The sequence below is a fragment of the Flagellimonas chongwuensis genome (assembly GCF_013376415.1).
Lineage (GTDB): Bacteria > Bacteroidota > Bacteroidia > Flavobacteriales > Flavobacteriaceae > Flagellimonas > Flagellimonas chongwuensis.
The window spans coordinates 942,635-960,100 of the sequence record NZ_WYET01000001.1 but is presented as its reverse complement, the minus strand read 5'-3'; the positions used below and the strand labels follow the sequence as shown (position 1 = coordinate 960,100).

Annotated in this window: 15 protein-coding genes; 7 read left to right on the top strand and 8 right to left on the bottom strand. The window is 42.0% G+C overall.

The features are described from left to right. Nucleotides 1-41: 41 nt before the first annotated feature. From GUA46_RS04215 to groL, 6 genes are all read left to right on the top strand, one after another. Nucleotides 42-1,322, top strand: coding sequence for a sigma-54 interaction domain-containing protein (locus tag GUA46_RS04215; protein WP_176619550.1), 1,281 nt, complete (start codon nt 42-44; stop codon nt 1,320-1,322). A gap of 27 nt (nt 1,323-1,349) precedes the next feature. Beyond that, on the top strand, nt 1,350-1,868 hold the full coding sequence (locus tag GUA46_RS04210; RefSeq protein ID WP_108246927.1) for an LptE family protein: 519 nt from the start codon (nt 1,350-1,352) through the stop codon (nt 1,866-1,868). Between the two features lie 6 nt (nt 1,869-1,874). Further along, nucleotides 1,875-2,786, top strand: a complete 912-nt coding sequence (locus tag GUA46_RS04205) for a hypothetical protein (protein ID WP_176619416.1) — start codon at nt 1,875-1,877, stop codon at nt 2,784-2,786. A gap of 3 nt (nt 2,787-2,789) precedes the next feature. After that, on the top strand, nt 2,790-3,152 hold the full coding sequence (gene secG / locus GUA46_RS04200) for a preprotein translocase subunit SecG (protein ID WP_108246929.1): 363 nt from the start codon (nt 2,790-2,792) through the stop codon (nt 3,150-3,152). A gap of 146 nt (nt 3,153-3,298) precedes the next feature. Next, a complete protein-coding gene (locus GUA46_RS04195) occupies nt 3,299-3,577 on the top strand; it encodes a co-chaperone GroES (protein ID WP_108246930.1) in 279 nt (92 codons plus the stop codon). Between the two features lie 20 nt (nt 3,578-3,597). Further along, complete coding sequence (gene groL / locus GUA46_RS04190; protein ID WP_176619415.1) at nt 3,598-5,229, top strand: chaperonin GroEL; 1,632 nt, start codon at nt 3,598-3,600, stop codon at nt 5,227-5,229. Nucleotides 5,230-5,512: 283 nt separating this feature from the next. Here the strand turns inward: groL and GUA46_RS04185 are convergent, their stop codons facing one another. From GUA46_RS04185 to GUA46_RS04150, 8 genes are all read right to left on the bottom strand, one after another. Continuing rightward, nucleotides 5,513-7,246, bottom strand: a complete 1,734-nt coding sequence (locus GUA46_RS04185) for an efflux RND transporter periplasmic adaptor subunit (protein WP_176619414.1) — start codon at nt 7,244-7,246, stop codon at nt 5,513-5,515. A gap of 4 nt (nt 7,247-7,250) precedes the next feature. Further along, complete coding sequence (locus GUA46_RS04180; RefSeq protein ID WP_176619413.1) at nt 7,251-7,958, bottom strand: PepSY domain-containing protein; 708 nt, start codon at nt 7,956-7,958, stop codon at nt 7,251-7,253. A 7-nt stretch (nt 7,959-7,965) separates the two neighbouring features. Then, nucleotides 7,966-10,464, bottom strand: a complete 2,499-nt coding sequence (locus GUA46_RS04175) for a heavy metal translocating P-type ATPase (RefSeq protein ID WP_176619412.1) — start codon at nt 10,462-10,464, stop codon at nt 7,966-7,968. Between the two features lie 66 nt (nt 10,465-10,530). After that, nucleotides 10,531-11,082 (bottom strand): helix-turn-helix domain-containing protein, encoded by a 552-nt coding sequence (locus GUA46_RS04170; protein ID WP_176619411.1) that lies wholly within the window; start codon nt 11,080-11,082, stop codon nt 10,531-10,533. Nucleotides 11,083-11,105: 23 nt separating this feature from the next. After that, a complete protein-coding gene (locus GUA46_RS04165; RefSeq protein ID WP_176619410.1) occupies nt 11,106-11,411 on the bottom strand; it encodes a heavy metal-binding domain-containing protein in 306 nt (101 codons plus the stop codon). Nucleotides 11,412-11,427: 16 nt separating this feature from the next. Beyond that, nucleotides 11,428-12,648: a TolC family protein gene (locus GUA46_RS04160; RefSeq protein ID WP_176619409.1), complete on the bottom strand. Its 1,221-nt coding sequence runs from the start codon at nt 12,646-12,648 to the stop codon at nt 11,428-11,430. Further along, complete coding sequence (locus GUA46_RS04155) at nt 12,645-16,385, bottom strand: efflux RND transporter permease subunit (protein WP_176619408.1); 3,741 nt, start codon at nt 16,383-16,385, stop codon at nt 12,645-12,647. The genes GUA46_RS04160 and GUA46_RS04155 overlap by 4 nt, the downstream gene beginning before the upstream one ends. 92 nt (nt 16,386-16,477) lie before the next feature. Then, a complete protein-coding gene (locus GUA46_RS04150) occupies nt 16,478-16,864 on the bottom strand; it encodes an HYC_CC_PP family protein (RefSeq protein WP_229418425.1) in 387 nt (128 codons plus the stop codon). 132 nt (nt 16,865-16,996) lie between these two features. On the opposite strand from GUA46_RS04150, the gene GUA46_RS04145 reads away from it, so the two are divergent. Continuing rightward, the gene (locus GUA46_RS04145; protein WP_176619407.1) at nt 16,997-17,449 is read left to right on the top strand and encodes a GAF domain-containing protein; all 453 of its coding nucleotides are present in this window, start codon (nt 16,997-16,999) and stop codon (nt 17,447-17,449) included. Nucleotides 17,450-17,466 lie beyond the last annotated feature (17 nt).

The following is a 17,466-nucleotide window of genomic DNA, read 5'->3' as shown; positions in this document are numbered from 1 at the left end:
CAAAAAAATTAAGATTCCTGCCTTCGCAGGAAAGACAATATATGGAGAGCGTACAATCCATAAAACAACGGTTCGAGCTTATCGGAAACGATGTAAAACTCAACCGGGCAATAGAAAAAGCAATACAAGTGGCCCCTACGGACATTTCCGTGTTGGTAACAGGTGAAAGTGGTGTAGGAAAAGAATCTATTCCCAAAATTATCCACTCGTTATCTCACCGAAAGCATGCCAAATATATTGCGGTAAACTGCGGTGCGATCCCCGAGGGAACCATCGACAGTGAATTGTTCGGGCACGAAAAAGGTGCCTTTACCGGAGCCACCCAAACCCGTAGCGGTTATTTTGAAGTGGCCGATGGCGGCACCATCTTCTTGGACGAGGTCGGCGAACTTCCACTGACCACACAAGTACGTTTGCTAAGGGTACTCGAGAATGGAGAATTCCTAAAAGTGGGTTCATCACAAGTCCAAAAAACCAATGTTCGGATTGTGGCCGCCACCAACGTGAACATGTTCGAGGCCATCGAAAAAGAAAAGTTCCGGGAAGATCTTTACTATAGATTGAGCACGGTCGAAATCAATTTGCCGCCGCTTCGCGATAGAAGGGACGATATCCATCTGCTTTTTAGAAAATTTGCTTCCGACTTTGGTCAGAAATACAAAATGCCCACTATTCGTTTGGAAGACGATGCGGTAAACCTGCTCTTAAAATACCGTTGGCCCGGAAATATCCGTCAATTACGGAATATTGCAGAACAGGTTTCCGTACTGGAAGAAAACAGGAATATCTCCGCTTCAACTTTAAACAGCTACCTTCCGAATTCCTCTGGTTCCAATTTACCGGCTGTTGTGGGTCAGGCTAAAAAGGAAGGTGATTTTAGCAACGAGCGGGAAATCCTGTACAAAGTGCTCTTTGATATGAAGGGTGACCTGAACGACCTCAAAAAACTCACTTTAGAACTGTTGAAGGACAACGATTCCAATAAAGTTCAACGAGAAAATGAGGGCTTGATTCGTAAAATTTATGGCAATGAAGAGGCTGAAGAAGAAATAGAGCACGAGGAAACACCTGCCGAATTGCTCCATTTGCCCGAGCCAGTTTTGGAACCATCAACTCCTGCCCCGTCACAATTACCAACGGAAGACAGATATCATTTTGCAGAGGAAATCGAAGAAGAAGAAACCCTATCTTTACAGGAAAAGGAAATCGAGTTGATCAAAAAATCATTGGAGCGCAACAAAGGAAAAAGAAAGGCCGCGGCAGCAGAGCTTGGAATTTCCGAAAGAACGCTCTACAGAAAAATAAAGCAGTACGATCTTTAATTTGCCCTAAACAGTTAGTAGTCAGAAATGAAAAAAAATGGAATTAAAATCGCGTTGTTAGGATTGGTATTTTTCTTGCAAAGTTGTGGTGCTTATAACTTTTCCGGCGCCGATATCGGTACCGCACAGAGTTTTCAGGTTAACTTTTTCCAGAACTATGCAGACCAAACACCAGGTTCGGTAATCGTCCCCGGTTTGGGAAGAGATTTTACCTTGGCCCTTCAGGATATGATCAACAACCTTACTAGCCTGTCCTTGACGGGAAGCAATGGCGATTTGGTGTATGAAGGTGAAATTGTGGAATACAAAGTAATACCCATGACGGCCACTGCCGACCAACGGACCGCTCAAAACCGATTGACCATGAGCGTTAACGTACGGTTCTACAATACCACCAAAGAAGACGCAGATTTCGAGAGAAGGTTTTCCTTCTTTTACGATTTTGATGCCGCGGCTCCCCTGCCATCCGTACAGGCCGCTGCGCACGAGGAAATTTTTGAACGACTTACCCAGGATATCTTTAATGCTTCCTTGGGAAATTGGTAACACTATATGAACATTTCAGATTTTATACATATTCTTCAAAATTCAAATACCATCCTATCTCCCAAACAGACTCGGGAACTGGAATATATTATTGAAGAGTATCCCTATTTTCAGGCTGCCCGGGCCTTGCATTTAAAGGGACTCAAAAATCTGGACAGTTATAAATATAATAATGCCTTAAAGATAACGGCCGCACATACGGCTGATAGGGACGTACTTTTTGATTACATAACCTCCAAAGAATTCGTTCAAAACAATATTGCAGATGCCATTGCCGGACGAGGTGCCAAACTTGAGGACCAAGAAGCGGTGTCCGAAGAAATTCAGCCCAATCCAAATACGGCAAGCATGCTTTCGGAATCCAGTGAACCTGCCCTGCCTCAAAATTTGAACGAAGCGGAGCAAATTCTGAACCCCAAACTATTCGAATCCAAAAAACCTGAGCCCAAGGTTGAAAAAGTTGAGGAGCCCAAAAAAGAAACCGGCTCCGATTTAAATTTGGGCAAGCCCATACCGTTTACCAAAAAAGAGAAACATTCTTTTACCGAATGGCTTCAGCTTACATCCTCGAAAGAGGAAGCTGTTGAGAAGCCAGTTGTCAATGAGAACCATCAGGATGAAGATGCGCAGGATGAATTGGAACGTAAAAAGAAGTTTGAACTATTGGACAAGTTCATAGAGAACAATCCCAAAATAGTTCCAAAAGAAACCCTTCCAAAAATTAACATAAAAGAGTCCACCAAAATTGACAAAAATGAGTTGATGACGGAGACTTTAGCCAAGGTTTATTTGGAGCAAAAAAAGTATAAAAAGGCCATTCAAGCTTTTAAAATATTGAGTTTGAAATATCCAGAAAAAAGTGGTTTCTTTGCAGACCAAATTCAGGCAGTGAAAAAACTGCAGAAAGAAAAAGAATAAGAAATGAGCACGTTTTCAATTTTTTTGGTACTGATAATTATCGTGTGCCTCTTGTTAATCTTGGTCATTATGGTCCAGAATCCTAAAGGTGGTGGATTATCCTCATCCTTTGGAGGAAGTGGCAACCAAGTTGTTGGTGGTGTTAAGAAGACTGGGGACTTTTTGGACAAGAGTACTTGGACACTTGCTACCTTGTTGATTGTTTTGATTTTGCTTTCCAATGTTTCCTTAAAAGGGAACTATAGCCAAGCAGATTCCAAATTGTTACAAGGCGATGATACCGAAATACCAGAAACGGTTCCAGAGGAAGTACCTGAACAACTTCCACCGGCCAGCACTACAAGTCCAGTAGACACTATTGGATAACATAAAGTGACAAAGCATAGAAAAATGCCAGCTTGAAATGACAAGCTGGCATTTTTGTTTTCCAGATTGTCAGTTTTTGTGCATTGGCACAATTTCTGTCTCTAATGTTCAAGAATTTTTAAAACAAACACCTAAAAATTAAAAATATGGCTAAAATTAATATCAAACCATTGGCAGACAGGGTTTTGATCGAGCCGCTACAGGCTGAAACAAAAACTGCCTCCGGTATCATCATCCCGGACAACGCGAAAGAGAAACCACAAAAAGGAACTGTTGTGGCCGTTGGACCTGGAACCAAGGACGAAAAAGTGACCGTTAAAGTAGGCGACACCGTTCTTTATGGAAAATATGCCGGCACCGAACTAAAGTTCGATGGCACCGACTATTTGATGATGCGCGAAAGCGATATTTTGGCAATTGTATAATTAAAATCAACTAAATAGAAATGGCAAAAGATATTAAGTTTGACATAGATGCACGTGATGGACTGAAAAGAGGCGTTGACAAATTGGCTGAGGCCGTTAAGGTAACCTTGGGACCAAAAGGTAGAAACGTTATCATCAGCAAATCATTTGGAGCACCACAAGTAACCAAAGATGGTGTATCTGTAGCAAAAGAAATCGAATTGGAAGACGCCCTTGAAGATATGGGTGCCCAAATGGTGAAGGAAGTTGCTTCCAAAACCAACGATCAGGCCGGTGATGGTACCACTACTGCTACCGTTTTGGCTCAGGCTATTGTAAAAGAAGGTCTTAAAAACGTTGCTGCCGGAGCAAATCCAATGGATTTGAAACGCGGTATCGACAAAGCCGTTGAAGCTTTGGTGGCCGATTTGGAAAAACAAGCCAAAAAAGTAGGTAACGATTCTGACAAGATCAAGCAAGTAGCTTCTATCTCTGCAAACAACGATGAAGCTATCGGTGACCTTATCGCCACTGCTTTCACCAAAGTAGGAAAAGAGGGTGTTATCACTGTTGAGGAAGCAAAAGGTACCGACACATACGTTGACGTAGTGGAAGGTATGCAGTTCGACAGGGGATATCTTTCTCCTTACTTTGTTACCGACACAGACAAAATGATCGCCGATTTGGAGAATCCATACATTCTTCTTTTCGACAAGAAAATCTCCAACCTTCAGGAAATCCTTCCTATCCTTGAGCCAGTAGCACAATCAGGAAGACCACTTTTGATCATTGCTGAAGACGTAGAGGGCCAAGCCCTTGCCACTTTGGTAGTGAACAAATTGAGAGGTGGACTTAAGATTGCCGCTGTTAAAGCTCCAGGTTTTGGTGACAGAAGAAAAGCTATGTTGGAAGACATCGCTATCTTGACAGGTGGTACGGTAATCTCTGAAGAAAGAGGGTTCTCTTTGGAAAATGCCTCTTTGGACATGTTGGGTACTGCTGAGACCGTGACCATCGATAAGGATAATACAACTATCGTAAACGGTAGCGGTAACGCTTCTGACATTAAAGCGAGAGTAAGCCAGATCAAAGCTCAAATCGAGACTACAACATCTGATTACGACAAAGAAAAACTTCAAGAGCGTTTGGCCAAATTGGCCGGTGGTGTTGCCGTACTTTATGTAGGTGCCGCTTCTGAAGTTGAAATGAAAGAGAAGAAAGACCGTGTGGATGATGCCTTGCACGCAACCCGTGCCGCTGTTGAAGAAGGTATCGTTGCCGGTGGTGGTGTTGCCTTGGTAAGGGCCAAAAAGGTTCTTGAGAAATTGGCTACGGACTCTTTGGATGAAACCACAGGTGTACAGATTGTGGCCAAGGCCATCGAAGCTCCTTTGCGTACTATCGTGGAGAACGCCGGTGGTGAAGGTTCCGTAGTTATTTCCAAAGTATTGGAAGGCAAAAAAGACTTTGGTTACGATGCCAAGTCAGACCAATATGTGGATATGCTAAAAGCAGGAATCATTGATCCCAAGAAAGTAACCCGTATTGCTTTGGAGAACGCTGCATCTGTTTCAGGAATGATCTTGACCACCGAGTGTGCCTTGACCGATATCAAGGAAGATGCACCAGCTATGCCTCCAATGGGAGGTGGCGGAATGCCAGGCATGATGTAATAACATCTTATTCGGATATAAATAGGAACGCCCCGATGCAAATCGGGGCGTTTTCTTTTCTCTTAAGTTGTACGGCTCTCCGAGAGAACCAAAACCACAAGTTACTTCTTCTTACCAGTAGCTTGGGCAGTCTTCTTTGCAGCAGGTTTTACCGCTTTTGCAGGAGATGACTTTCCGTTTGACTTTGCTTGTTTCATCAGTCAATAAATTAAAAACTGAAGTAAATGTATTTCAGATTTGAATCCGTAGATTTTATTTGGCTAAAAATTAACTAAAATAAAAATCAGTCAATTGTACCCACTACGCTACCGCAGGTAAGCATAGCATCTCCATAGTACGGATTCCGTATTTCCTCCTCCAAACTCAACCAATTGGCACCCTTATCATTATTGGCCATAGGACAATGTTGCACATAAAGTTTTGAATCCAAACCTTGCATTTGTTGACCAATTTGAATCATGTTCTCGGAAAGTAAAACAAATGTTTCACGTTGACCTTCCAAGTCACTTTTTGAACCCATCTCTTTTAATTGACTCGCTAGTTGTCTGATATGACTTTTTCCCATGTCATCCATTTGCAAACCCTTAATTTCAGAAGCTATTCCAACTCCTTTTTGAGCTAATTTTTGAGTTTGTTCCTGATTTGAAGCTACCAAGGCATCTTTTAAATCCAGATACACTTTTAAAAGCCCGCCGAACTTAGTTTCAGCTTCTTTTGAAAATTCCATTTTCATGGTACTGCCTATATCAGAATGCCCATCGTGTCCCATTTGGATGCCCCCCCCTTGGTTCATCATAGATTTTTTGCCCTGCAATTGTGCTGCGGCATCTACCGTAAATGTTCCTTTGACTACAATCATTTCTCCTGATTGCAATCCTGAATTGACCACATAACTGCCATTCATCAAATTTCCGAGCTCGACTTCACGCACTTCAAAAGTTGAACTATTTTGATTAGGTTGTACATACACCAAGGAACGCTTTCCTGTCCACAACACAGCACTTTCTGGAATGGTCAATACTTCCCCATCTCGATTGTTCGCCACCCCAACTTCTGCCTGTACAAACATGCCAGGTTTTAGCATTCCTTTTTTGTTATCGAGCTCTGCACGAACTTCCAAAGTTCTTGTTTGTTTGTTCAATACTGGAGCTACAAAGGAAACTTTTGCCATGAAAGTTTCATTGGGATATGATGTTGTGGATACATTCAGTGTTTGACCTTCCTTAAACAAACTCAATTGGTTTTCATAAGCATCGAAAATGGCCCAGACCGAATTTAAATTGGCTACTTTGACCAAAGGTGAACCTGTTTTAATATAATCACCTTCTTCCACCATAATTTCTGAAACCACTCCACTCACATTGGCATACACGGGAAAGTTTTCCAGCACCTGCCCCGAACCTTCTATTTGATTTATTTGTGCATCCGACAACTTCCAAAGCTTCAATTTGTTCCTTACGGCTTTGTATAACTGGGGTTGCGATTCCTTCAATTTGGCTGCCGTCAATAGTTCTTGTTGGGCCGAAACCAAGGCTGGGGCATAAATCGTGGCCAATCTTTGCCCTTTACGTACTTGTTCTCCCTCAAAATTGACATTTATGCTTTCAATCCTTCCATCAAAATAAGCAGATTGCACCGCATCGGATTCTTGGTTGACGGCCACCTTTCCAGAAATCTTGATATGGTCTTCACCATCAACGCCGAAACCTACCATTATGGTTTCCACACCGGCCAACACCATGGCATTCTCCGTCATTTTAATTTGATTTACAGCCAATCCCTCACCTCCATTATCCGCAGGAATCAAATCCATTCCACAGATAGGACACGAGCCGGGTTCTTGCTGCATAATCTGTGGGTGCATGGAACAGGTCCACATTTCGCCAGAAGTAATTTCTGTGCTATGATCATGCTCGTCCGTGGTGGAAGTTTCAGTCCCACCACCAAATATGAGGTATCCGACCAGTAGACCTACTACGACAGCAATTCCAATGTATATGATGTTTTCCTTTTTCATAATGCTATTTTTTTCGTTTAACCACTTTTCTCATCGTAGGCGACGAGGTAAACCAAAGTAAAAATCCGCTCAACACGGTAATCAACCCTAAAAGGGAGAAAGCTCGAAGCACAGTGGTGTTGAAGTCATCACGTCCTTCATAGTCCATGGTGTGGGTCATCCAAAGAAAGTCGAACCACCTCCAGTCGCGATGCCTTACGGTTTGAAAAGAACCATCGGCTACCGAAACATAGGCTTTAATATTTTCAGGAGAGTCGTAGCTAATCACATAAGCAGGTAATTTCTTTTCGCGATACTCGTGATGCTTATCGGTCTCATCAATAATTTCAACTCCTTTTACTTTTAATTCAGATGACATTTGACGTTTTGCGACGGCCAAGGCTTCTTCCTCTGAAACCCCTGCTTTTAGATTTCCGGTTTTGGCATCCACCAAATATTCGTTATTGATCCAATAGTGGGGTTTTCCTGCGATTTCCTTTAAGCTCAACGAACTGATTTTAACGGGGAAGTCAACCTCTGAAAACCCAATAAGTCCATCAAATGCAGTGGGTTCATAATCCATATTCCTGAAATGATCTCCATGGATTTCATCAATATCCGTCCAACTGAAATATAGTCCACTTGCTGTCCACAAAATGAATTGGATTCCCAAGAAAATTCCTAAATATCTGTGGGCCTTTCTAATTTTAATCGCTGTTGTCCGTTTTACCATTTTGTTGTTAGTCGATAGATTTAGTTCGTAATCTTAATGCATTGGCAATTACCGATACCGAGCTAAAACTCATGGCAAGCGCAGCGATCATAGGTGACAACAATATCCCGAAAAAGGGATAAAGCACTCCGGCCGCTACGGGCACACCTACGGTATTGTAGACCAATGCAAAAAATAGGTTTTGTTTTATATTCTTCATCACGGCCTCACTGAGGTTCCGTGCTTTTACTATGCCATGCAAGTCTCCTTTTACCAAGGTCATCATGGCACTTTCTATAGCCACATCGGTGCCAGTGCCCATGGCAATACCCAAATCACTTATGGCCAATGCAGGCGCATCGTTGATGCCATCACCAGCCATGGCCACTACCCTACCTTCGCCCTGCAAGCGCTCCACTTCTTTCATTTTATCTTCTGGCAAAGTCTCTGCCTTAAAATCATCCAGACCCAGTTCCTGTGCCACTGCTTTTGCCGTGGTAGCATTATCGCCTGTCAACATGATGACGGCTATGCCCTTATCTTGAATCGCTTTGATAGCTTTGCCACTTGTCTCCTTGATTTTATCACCAATGGATACAAAAGCATGACATTTGCCATCGATAGCCAAATAGGAAACTGTTTTACCTTCTGCCTGAGCTTTTTTTACTTTTTCTTTTATGGAATCCGAGATTTCTACATTCGCCTTTTCCATCAATTTGATGTTCCCCAAAAGAATTTTTGCGCCCTTGATTTTTCCTTCAACACCCATACCCGTAACGGCATTAAAGGATTCCGTTTTCAGGATTTTGATGTTCTCCTCCTTACCATATTTCACGGTAGCTTGAGCCAAAGGATGTTCGCTATTGGCATTTACAGATACCAAATATTGCAATAAATCCTCTTTGGAATAGGTGTCTGAAAACACTTCCAAACGGTCAAAAGTGGGTTTACCTTCAGTGATGGTCCCTGTTTTATCAATGATCAAAGTGTCCACATCGGCCATTTTCTCCAAGGCCTCTGCATTTTTAATGAGCACTCCGTTTTGGGCACCTTTCCCCACTCCAACCATTACAGACATCGGCGTAGCAAGTCCCAGTGCACACGGACATGCAATGATCAAAACCGCAATGGCATTGATTAAGGCATACACGTAAGCCGGTTGTGGCCCCCAAATGGCCCAAACACCAAATGTGATGATGGAAATAATCACCACCGTGGGCACAAAATAAGCAGATACTCTATCTGCCAAATTTTGAATCGGAGCTCGGCTTCGGCTGGCATCGTTCACCATTTTAATGATTTGTGAGAGCAGGGTATCACTTCCCACTTTTTCAGCTTTCATCAAAAAGGATTGATTCCCATTGATGGTTCCGCTGCTCACTTTATCCTCTACTCCTTTTTCAACAGGGATGGGCTCACCTGTGATCATGGATTCATCCACGGAAGTTTCCCCCTCGGTTATAACACCATCTACAGGAATTTTTTCACCTGGTTTTACCCGTAGAACATCGCCAAGTTCAATGTCGTCGATACTGACTTCAACTTCCTCCCCATCCACTATTTTTATAGCTTTGTTGGGGGCCAGTTTCAATAATTCCTTAACTGCATTATTGGTTTTACTGTGTGCCCTTGCTTCCAACAATTGTCCTAAGAGCACTAAAGTGAGTATAACAGTTGCCGCCTCAAAATATACATGTACAACTCCTGTTTCACTTTTAAACTGATCTGGGAAAAACTCTGGAAACAACAATCCAAGAACACTGAAAACAAAAGCCACCCCAGCACCAATTCCGATTAAGGTGAACATGTTCAAGTTCCATGTTTTTATGCTTCGGTAAGCACGTTGAAAGAACATCCAAGTGGCATAAAAAACCACAGGAAGTGATAGGGCAAATTGCACCCAGTTCCAGTATTTCGGCTCCAATATTTTATAGAGCGGATTGTTTGGAATCATTTCACTCATCGCAATCAAAAAGATGGGCAATGTAAAGCCAACAGCGATCCAAAACTTTTTGAGCAGTTTTTTATAAGTCTTTTCCTCTGCACTGGCTTCGGGCTCTTTGGGCACTAGGTCCATTCCGCATTTTGGGCAGGAGCCTGGATCATCCTCCACCACTTCTGGGTGCATGGGACAGGTCCATTGCTGTTTGGAATTATAGGAATTATTCTGCTCCTCCACCAAATCCATTCCACAAACAGGGCAATCTCCAGGTTTGTCGTAAGTTTTATCACCCTCACAATGCATGGGACAATAAAAGGTTCCCGTTCCATTTGTTGGGGTTTGCTTTTTTTCTTGTTTTGGTTCATGATGATGTCCAGGCATATGAATGCTATAACTACCACCATCCTCTTTCATTGCTTTTTGGAACGTTTCGATTGGAATGTGTTCCTTCATCTCGATCACAGCTTCGGCTTTTTCCAAATTCACCTCAACCGAGGTAACCCCATCCACTTTAAATAGGGTTTGTTCCACATGGTTTCTACAACCATTACAGCTCATTCCGTGTATGTGATAGGTATGTTTCATCTTGTTTGTTTTTATTCAAAACTAGCTGAACACCAGTTGGAAGCTTTTTACAATTATGGGTGTTTTTTATACAATTTGATCTAAAGACTTCCTATTCCAATCTTTTAATTTTTTATAATCGCTCATAGACATGCCCGTTACGGTTTTAAACTGCTTCGCCAAATGACTACTGCTCTTATAATTTAGGTCGTATGCGATTTCTGAAAATGTTTTGGCTCCCATTTGAATGTCTTCTTTAACCCTCTCAATTTTTAAAAGGATGAAGTATTTTTCAATGGTAAGCCCTTCTTTAATGCTAAACATTTTGCTCAGTACCGAATACTCCTTGTTCATTTTTTCGGAAAGGTATTTCGAGAGATTCTGATGGGTGTCGTTTTGCAATGCATTGATCAGATGTTTTTTGATTTCAGCAATGTAACTGTTGTCCAAATCATCTATCAATTCAAAACCATTACGTGTCAGAATCTCCCGAATCCCTTCCATTTGTTTTTGGGCGTTGTCAGCAAACTGAATTTCACCCAGGTCCATTTGCACCACTTCGATACCGGCATTCCCAAACTCGTGTTTTAGGACTGCTTTGCATCTATCACAAACCATATTTTTTACTTTAATGCGCATCTTCGGTACAAATGAATTTTTAATTAGTGTTGGTCGTGCCCTTCCATTTGGAAGTCCTCGTTCAATACGTAGGTCATACCACAAACTGGGCATTTACCCTCTTCGTCGCTACCACTACCCTCACAATGCATTGGGCAAACATATTTAGAAGTGTACTCCTTACCTTGCTTGTCGGCAGTTTCCATGTTGCCCATATCATGTCCTTCATGTTCCATGGTGGCCTCAGTGGAAGTTTCCTTTGCTTCCTCTGTTTTTCCCTTACAGGATACGGTAAGCACCAATACTGAAGCGAATGCGATTCCGATAATTGTTCTAATGTTTGTTCTCATTTTTGATAAATTAAATTTACTTGTTAATTAAATAATTGATGATGGCAGATTGCAGGTAATACAACTGCACAGATTGTATTTGATTGGTTTGAAATTTTAACTGTAGTTCCTGAATATCCAAGACATCATTAAAGTCAATAGTTCCTGTTTCATAATTCTTGATCAGGATTTCTTCGGCATCCTTGGCCTGTTTTAGGTTCTTTTCTTGGGTTTGATGTGCTATCCGAGCTTGGTTTCGTTGCGAAATAGCATTGGCATAGGCATTTTCCAACACGTTCAAGCGCTCCACTTTTTGCAATTCAATCTCCTTTTGACGAAGCTCGTTTTGCTTGGAAACAGATCTAAACTTGTTGTTGAAAATTGGTACAGATAAAGTGACCATGGGCATTACAATATCCTTTCCATTATCACTAAAGACCATATCATCTCTTTCTGATACAGGAATATAATCCAAACCAATTCCAAAGCTTGGCGCATTTTCTTTTTGATTGAGCAATTCCGATTGGGTAACCGATTCATACAACTGATCATATTTCAACAATTCGGGATTCAGGCTCAAATCCTCCTTGTTCAGCATCGGGTCATTTTCTGGAACGTCCATCACTTCCACCACCTCAACGGCAATACTTTCATCACGGTTCAACAAATTATTGAAAACTGCCTGTTCTGCGATATAGGATTGTTCCAATACTTCCTTCTGCTGTTGTAATTCGTTTTGTCGAATTTGAAGTTTCAACACATCCACAGCCGAAGCATTTCCCACTTCCACAGAAGTCAAAGCCAAGGTTTCGTAAGTCTTGAGCAATGCAATATTCTCTTGTAGCACCTTTTGCTTGGCTTGAATTCCATATAAGTTATAATAGGATTGAGCTACGGACAAGGCCAACTTTCGTTTTGCAATCGCAATTTCAGCATACTCGGTCTCCGCCATGGCACTGGCATAATTTTCTCTAGTGGTGATGCTTCCAAACCAAGGCAACATTTGTGAAACTGAAAACTTAGCGCGTTGTGCACCTGTTCTGGTTTCTGGTTCGCTTACAAAATATCCAGCACCAAAAGTGGTATTCGGTAAGGTGTTTACTTCATTTACCTTTTCCTTGGCAATGTTATAGCGCAATTCCAAAGCCTGAATCATGGGGCTGTTCAACTCTGCCTCTTGAAGATACCCCTCCAACGACTGAGCTTTTAGTCCAATGGTTACTAAAGCAAAAACTATATAAATGACTGTTTTTCTCATCGGTTTTGCATTTTAAGTTGCAATTCACTTTTCCAGCTAAACAAAACTGGTACCACAAACAAGGTGATCAATGCGATCAGCATTCCCCCAAAACTTGGAATGGCCATGGGAATCATGATATCACTTCCTCTTCCTGTACTGGTCAAAACAGGCAACAGTGCTAAAATGGTTGTGGCTGTGGTCATTAAACAGGGTCTGATTCGTTTTTCACCTGCTTCCAAAACTGATGCTCGAATTCCTTTCAGGCTTTCTGGTTTGTTCTTATCAAAAGTTTGGGTTAGGTAGGTGGCCATCACCACCCCATCATCTGTAGCGATACCGAACAAGGCGATAAATCCTACCCATACGGCAACACTCAAATTGATAGTATGCATTTGGAAAAGTTCACGCAGATTTTCCCCCATAAAACTAAAGTTGAGGAACCAATCCTGACCATAGAACCAAATCATTAAGAATCCACCAGCAAAGGCCACCATAATTCCAGAAAACACCATCAAAGATGTGGCAACTGACCTAAACTGGAAATACAAAATCAAAAAGATGATCAACAATGCCAATGGCACGACTACAGACAAGGTCTTTTTAGCTCTTAATTGGTTTTCGTAGGTACCCGTAAACTGATAGCTGATGCCTTTCGGCACTACCAATTCACCACTTTCAATTTTTTCCAAAATCTTGGTCTGGGCGTTTTCAACCACATCTACTTCGGCAAACCCATCCAGTTTATCAAAAAGCACGTAGCCCACCAAAAAAGTATCTTCGCTTTTAATGGCCTGAGGTCCTTGCTCGTATCGAATGGTCACTAGTTCGCTCAAGGGAACTGGACTTCCTTTTTGCAGAGGAACATAAATATTTCCGATATCAGTTGGGTTTTCACGAAGCTCCCTTGGGTAACGTACCCGAACACCGTAACGTTCTCTGCCTTCAACGGTTTGAGTCAAAGTCATACCACCAAGGGCAACCTCCAAAATTTGTTGCACATCTTCAATCACCAAACCGTAACGAACCAATTTCTCACGGTCAATATCAATAAGCAGATAAGGTTTACCCACGATTCGGTCTGCAAAAACAGCTTCGTCCTTAACACCTGCCGCTTCTTTTAAAATAGGTTCCAGCTGAAGTCCAAAGTTTTCAATTTCTTTTAAATCCTGACCTTTCACTTTAATACCCATGGGCGCTCGCATCCCTGTTTGAAGCATCACCAATCGGGTCTCAATGGGTTGTAACTTGGGAGCAGAAGTAACGCCTGGTAGTTTGGTCACTTTCACGATTTCGTTCCAAATGTCATCTGGGCTCTGTATCTCAGGACGCCAGTTTCTAAAATATTCCCCATCATTATCTGGAATCAAAAGGTCTCTGTCAATTCGCAAGGGTTCGCTCACATGGTTATCGGAATACTTATGCTCATTGCTCACTTCCAAATTTGGATTGGCAAGCACTTTTCCATTGCGCAATTCAAAATAACCATCATCATTCACTTTGAATCGCTGTGGACTTCCAGCATCATTTTTTTGATATTCCGAACGATACTGAATGATGTTCTCGTACATGGAAAGCGGTGCAGGATCCAATGCTGATTCTGTTCTTCCAGCTTTTCCAACCACAGTTTGAATTTCCGGAATAGTAGCCACGGCCATATCCAATTGTTGCACTACCCTTTTATTTTCTTCCACTCCAGAATGCGGTAAAGATGTTGGCATCAACAAAAATGACCCTTCATTTAAGGAGGGCATAAACTCCTGTCCTGTATTTCGCATGATCAAGAATCCAAAAACAACGATAACAGTTGGAATGGACAAGAACAACAATTTGTTTTCCAAGGCCCATGTCAAAATGCGGCTGTAGTACTGTCTGAAGAGATAAAACACTCCGAGCAAAGCACCACAAATCAATCCAACAAAAATGAGGTTGATGCCGATGCTACGATCAAAACCTAAAGGCCTCCAATAGGTGGCCAACAAGAAAACAATGGTGGCAATGCAAATTCCCACATTGAGCATTCCTGTCTGTTTGCCATCAATAACCACTTTCAATTTGAGAAACCCAGCAATTCCAAAGGCAATCAAGGCCAAGCCTAACCAATATCCAAATACGATTGCAGTCAATCCTAACGCAATCAATACGCAATTCCAAATGTATTTGAAGACTTGATTTGACCCTTTCTTTCTAAAAATGATAGCCGCAAAAGGTGGAATCAAAAACAGGGCAACAATTATAGATGCCGTCAAAGCCATTGTTTTGGTAAAGGCCAACGGACGGAAAAGTTTTCCTTCTGCCCCTACCATGGTAAACACAGGAATAAAACTGATAATGGTCGTTAACACGGCAGTTAAAATGGCCCCTGAAACTTCGGAAGTCGCATTGTAAACCACCTCATTTATGGATAAGTTTTCGTTGTCCTCATCCATGTGACGTATGATATTTTCGGAGAGAATTACACCCACATCGACCATGGTTCCAATGGCAATGGCAATTCCCGAAAGTGCTACAATATTGGCATCTACCCCGAACATTTTCATCGCAATGAATACCATCAATACAGCTACGGGCAACAAACCAGAAATTAAGACAGAAGCCCTAAGGTTGAACACCATGACCACAATCACCAAAATGGTAATAAGGATTTCCAGCGTCAATGCTTCGTTGAGCGTGCCAAGGGTTTCTTGGATGAGTTCCGTTCTATCGTAAAAAGGAACAATAGTAAGTTGTGATGTGCTGCCATCTTTCAAAACTTTAGATGGAAGCCCAGCGCTCAATTCATTGATTTTTTCCTTAACATTATTAATGACCTCCAAAGGGTTGGCACCATATCGAGCGACAACCACCCCACCAGCAACTTCAGCACCTTCTTTATCCAAAATTCCACGACGCACGGCTGGACCTAAAGAAACACGGGCAACATCCTGAACTCGAATGGAGGTATAATCGGTTGCTGTAACTACGGCGTTTTTAATGTCGTCCAAAGATTTGATGTAACCGAGTCCACGAACCAAGTATTCGGCCTTGTTGATTTCCAATGTTTGCGCACCAATATCCCGATTACTTTGCTTTACTGCTTTTACGACTTGATCCAACCCGACATTATACTGCTTCATCAGTTCGGGATCTACATCTATTTGGTATTCCTGTACAAATCCTCCAATAGATGCCACTTCGGAAACACCCGAAGCGGAAGAAAGTGCATATTTTACATAGTAATCCTGCACACTACGAAGCTCTTGCAAATCCCATCCTCCAGTGACATTGCCATTTTTATCTCGGCCTTCCAAGGTGTACCAGAAGATCTGACCCAAAGCGGTAGCATCCGGTCCCAAGGCAGGGTTTACCCCATCGGGCAATAAGTTGTTGGGGAGTGAATTTAGCTTTTCCAAAATTCGGCTACGGCTCCAATAAAATTCCACATCTTCCTCAAAAATGATGTAGATGCTGGAAAACCCAAACATGGATGAACTTCGAATGGTTTTTACCCCTGGAATCCCCAATAAAGAAGTAGTTAAGGGATAGGTAATCTGATCCTCGATATCCTGTGGGGAACGCCCTGGCCACTTGGTGAAAACAATCTGTTGGTTCTCCCCAATATCGGGAATGGCATCCACAGCTACAGGATTGCTTGGTAAAATACCACCAGTATCCCAATTAAAAGGTGTACTAATAATTCCCCAGGCCATAAAAACCACGAGCATCAGTACAGCAACTAATTTATTTTCTATTAAAAATTTAATGCTTTTGTTCAGCATAAGGGTTTGATTTAAACATTAGATTGACATTAAAAACACGCGTAAACGCATTCGCCCAACCAGTTTGGTCGGGTAAATTCAATCCATTTAAATCAAATAAGGAAAGTCTGGTCAAGAACCTGCACATCCCGTATCAATGGCGGTGGGTTGTACTCACTAAAAATGCTGGGTTCCTCAGCATCAAAATCGAAAAGTTGAAAATAGGTTTGGACGAAACTTACCAAGAAGACTTGTTGGTCCAAATCAAATTTCTCGAAAGAAATTTTTAGGTCATCTTGACCTTGAACGGTGAAAGATTCATCATCACAACAAGATTTTTCCATCTCCATATCCATTCCACATCCCTCGGCATGCGAGAACAGGGAAATATCCATCACTCGGCCCATACAAATATGCTTGTCCACCGTCCACGAAACCGTGGAGGCCAAGACCAAAAGGGCCATCAATGAGGATAGTATTTGATGAAAAATCTGTTTCATTCGACTACAAAACTACAAAATATTAACATTTATTGTTTTGCTTAACAGAACTTTATCTGTTTTTGACCTGTAAGCCTTCCTTTTGTTTGTCGTACAAATCCACTATTCAATACATTTGTAAAAAAATATCTCATGCTAAAATCATTGGAACCCAAGGTGCTCGAAATAGTGAAGGATGGAAACAAATCCGCGGATACCCGTTTGGGCGAAATCTGCGAGCTTCTGCACAATAATGTGGACCATTACGATTGGGTAGGGTTTTATTTTAAAAATGGCGACAAGCAAGAGTTAAAGCTTGGACCCTACGCTGGTGCCCCTACCGACCACACCATTATCCCATTTGGAAAAGGTATTTGTGGACAGGTTGCCGTGAGCAATCAAAACTTTGTGGTACCCGATGTGGCCGCCCAAGACAATTATATCGCATGCAGTATTACCGTAAAAGCGGAGATTGTGGTTCCCTTGTTTGTAAATGGCGAAAATGTGGGGCAAATCGATATTGATTCCAATACTCCCGACCCATTTACAGAAGAAGATGAGCGCTTTTTGGAATTCATCAATGCCGAAGTGGCCCAAATTCTGTAAAACTTAACGAATTTTGT

What these genes read in the sequence shown, in the direction of transcription:
- GUA46_RS04185 (WP_176619414.1), bottom strand. Translation starts at nt 7,246, where the DNA reads ATGAAAAAGGAAAACATCATATACATTGGAATTGCTGTCGTAGTAGGT.
- secG (WP_108246929.1), top strand. Translation starts at nt 2,790, where the DNA reads ATGAGCACGTTTTCAATTTTTTTGGTACTGATAATTATCGTGTGCCTC.
- GUA46_RS04180 (WP_176619413.1), bottom strand. Translation starts at nt 7,958, where the DNA reads ATGGTAAAACGGACAACAGCGATTAAAATTAGAAAGGCCCACAGATAT.
- GUA46_RS04205 (WP_176619416.1), top strand. Translation starts at nt 1,875, where the DNA reads ATGAACATTTCAGATTTTATACATATTCTTCAAAATTCAAATACCATC.
- GUA46_RS04155 (WP_176619408.1), bottom strand. Translation starts at nt 16,385, where the DNA reads ATGCTGAACAAAAGCATTAAATTTTTAATAGAAAATAAATTAGTTGCT.
- GUA46_RS04145 (WP_176619407.1), top strand. Translation starts at nt 16,997, where the DNA reads ATGCTAAAATCATTGGAACCCAAGGTGCTCGAAATAGTGAAGGATGGA.
- GUA46_RS04150 (WP_229418425.1), bottom strand. Translation starts at nt 16,864, where the DNA reads ATGAAACAGATTTTTCATCAAATACTATCCTCATTGATGGCCCTTTTG.
- GUA46_RS04170 (WP_176619411.1), bottom strand. Translation starts at nt 11,082, where the DNA reads ATGCGCATTAAAGTAAAAAATATGGTTTGTGATAGATGCAAAGCAGTC.
- GUA46_RS04165 (WP_176619410.1), bottom strand. Translation starts at nt 11,411, where the DNA reads ATGAGAACAAACATTAGAACAATTATCGGAATCGCATTCGCTTCAGTA.
- GUA46_RS04175 (WP_176619412.1), bottom strand. Translation starts at nt 10,464, where the DNA reads ATGAAACATACCTATCACATACACGGAATGAGCTGTAATGGTTGTAGA.
- GUA46_RS04215 (WP_176619550.1), top strand. Translation starts at nt 42, where the DNA reads ATGGAGAGCGTACAATCCATAAAACAACGGTTCGAGCTTATCGGAAAC.
- groL (WP_176619415.1), top strand. Translation starts at nt 3,598, where the DNA reads ATGGCAAAAGATATTAAGTTTGACATAGATGCACGTGATGGACTGAAA.
- GUA46_RS04210 (WP_108246927.1), top strand. Translation starts at nt 1,350, where the DNA reads ATGAAAAAAAATGGAATTAAAATCGCGTTGTTAGGATTGGTATTTTTC.
- GUA46_RS04160 (WP_176619409.1), bottom strand. Translation starts at nt 12,648, where the DNA reads ATGAGAAAAACAGTCATTTATATAGTTTTTGCTTTAGTAACCATTGGA.
- GUA46_RS04195 (WP_108246930.1), top strand. Translation starts at nt 3,299, where the DNA reads ATGGCTAAAATTAATATCAAACCATTGGCAGACAGGGTTTTGATCGAG.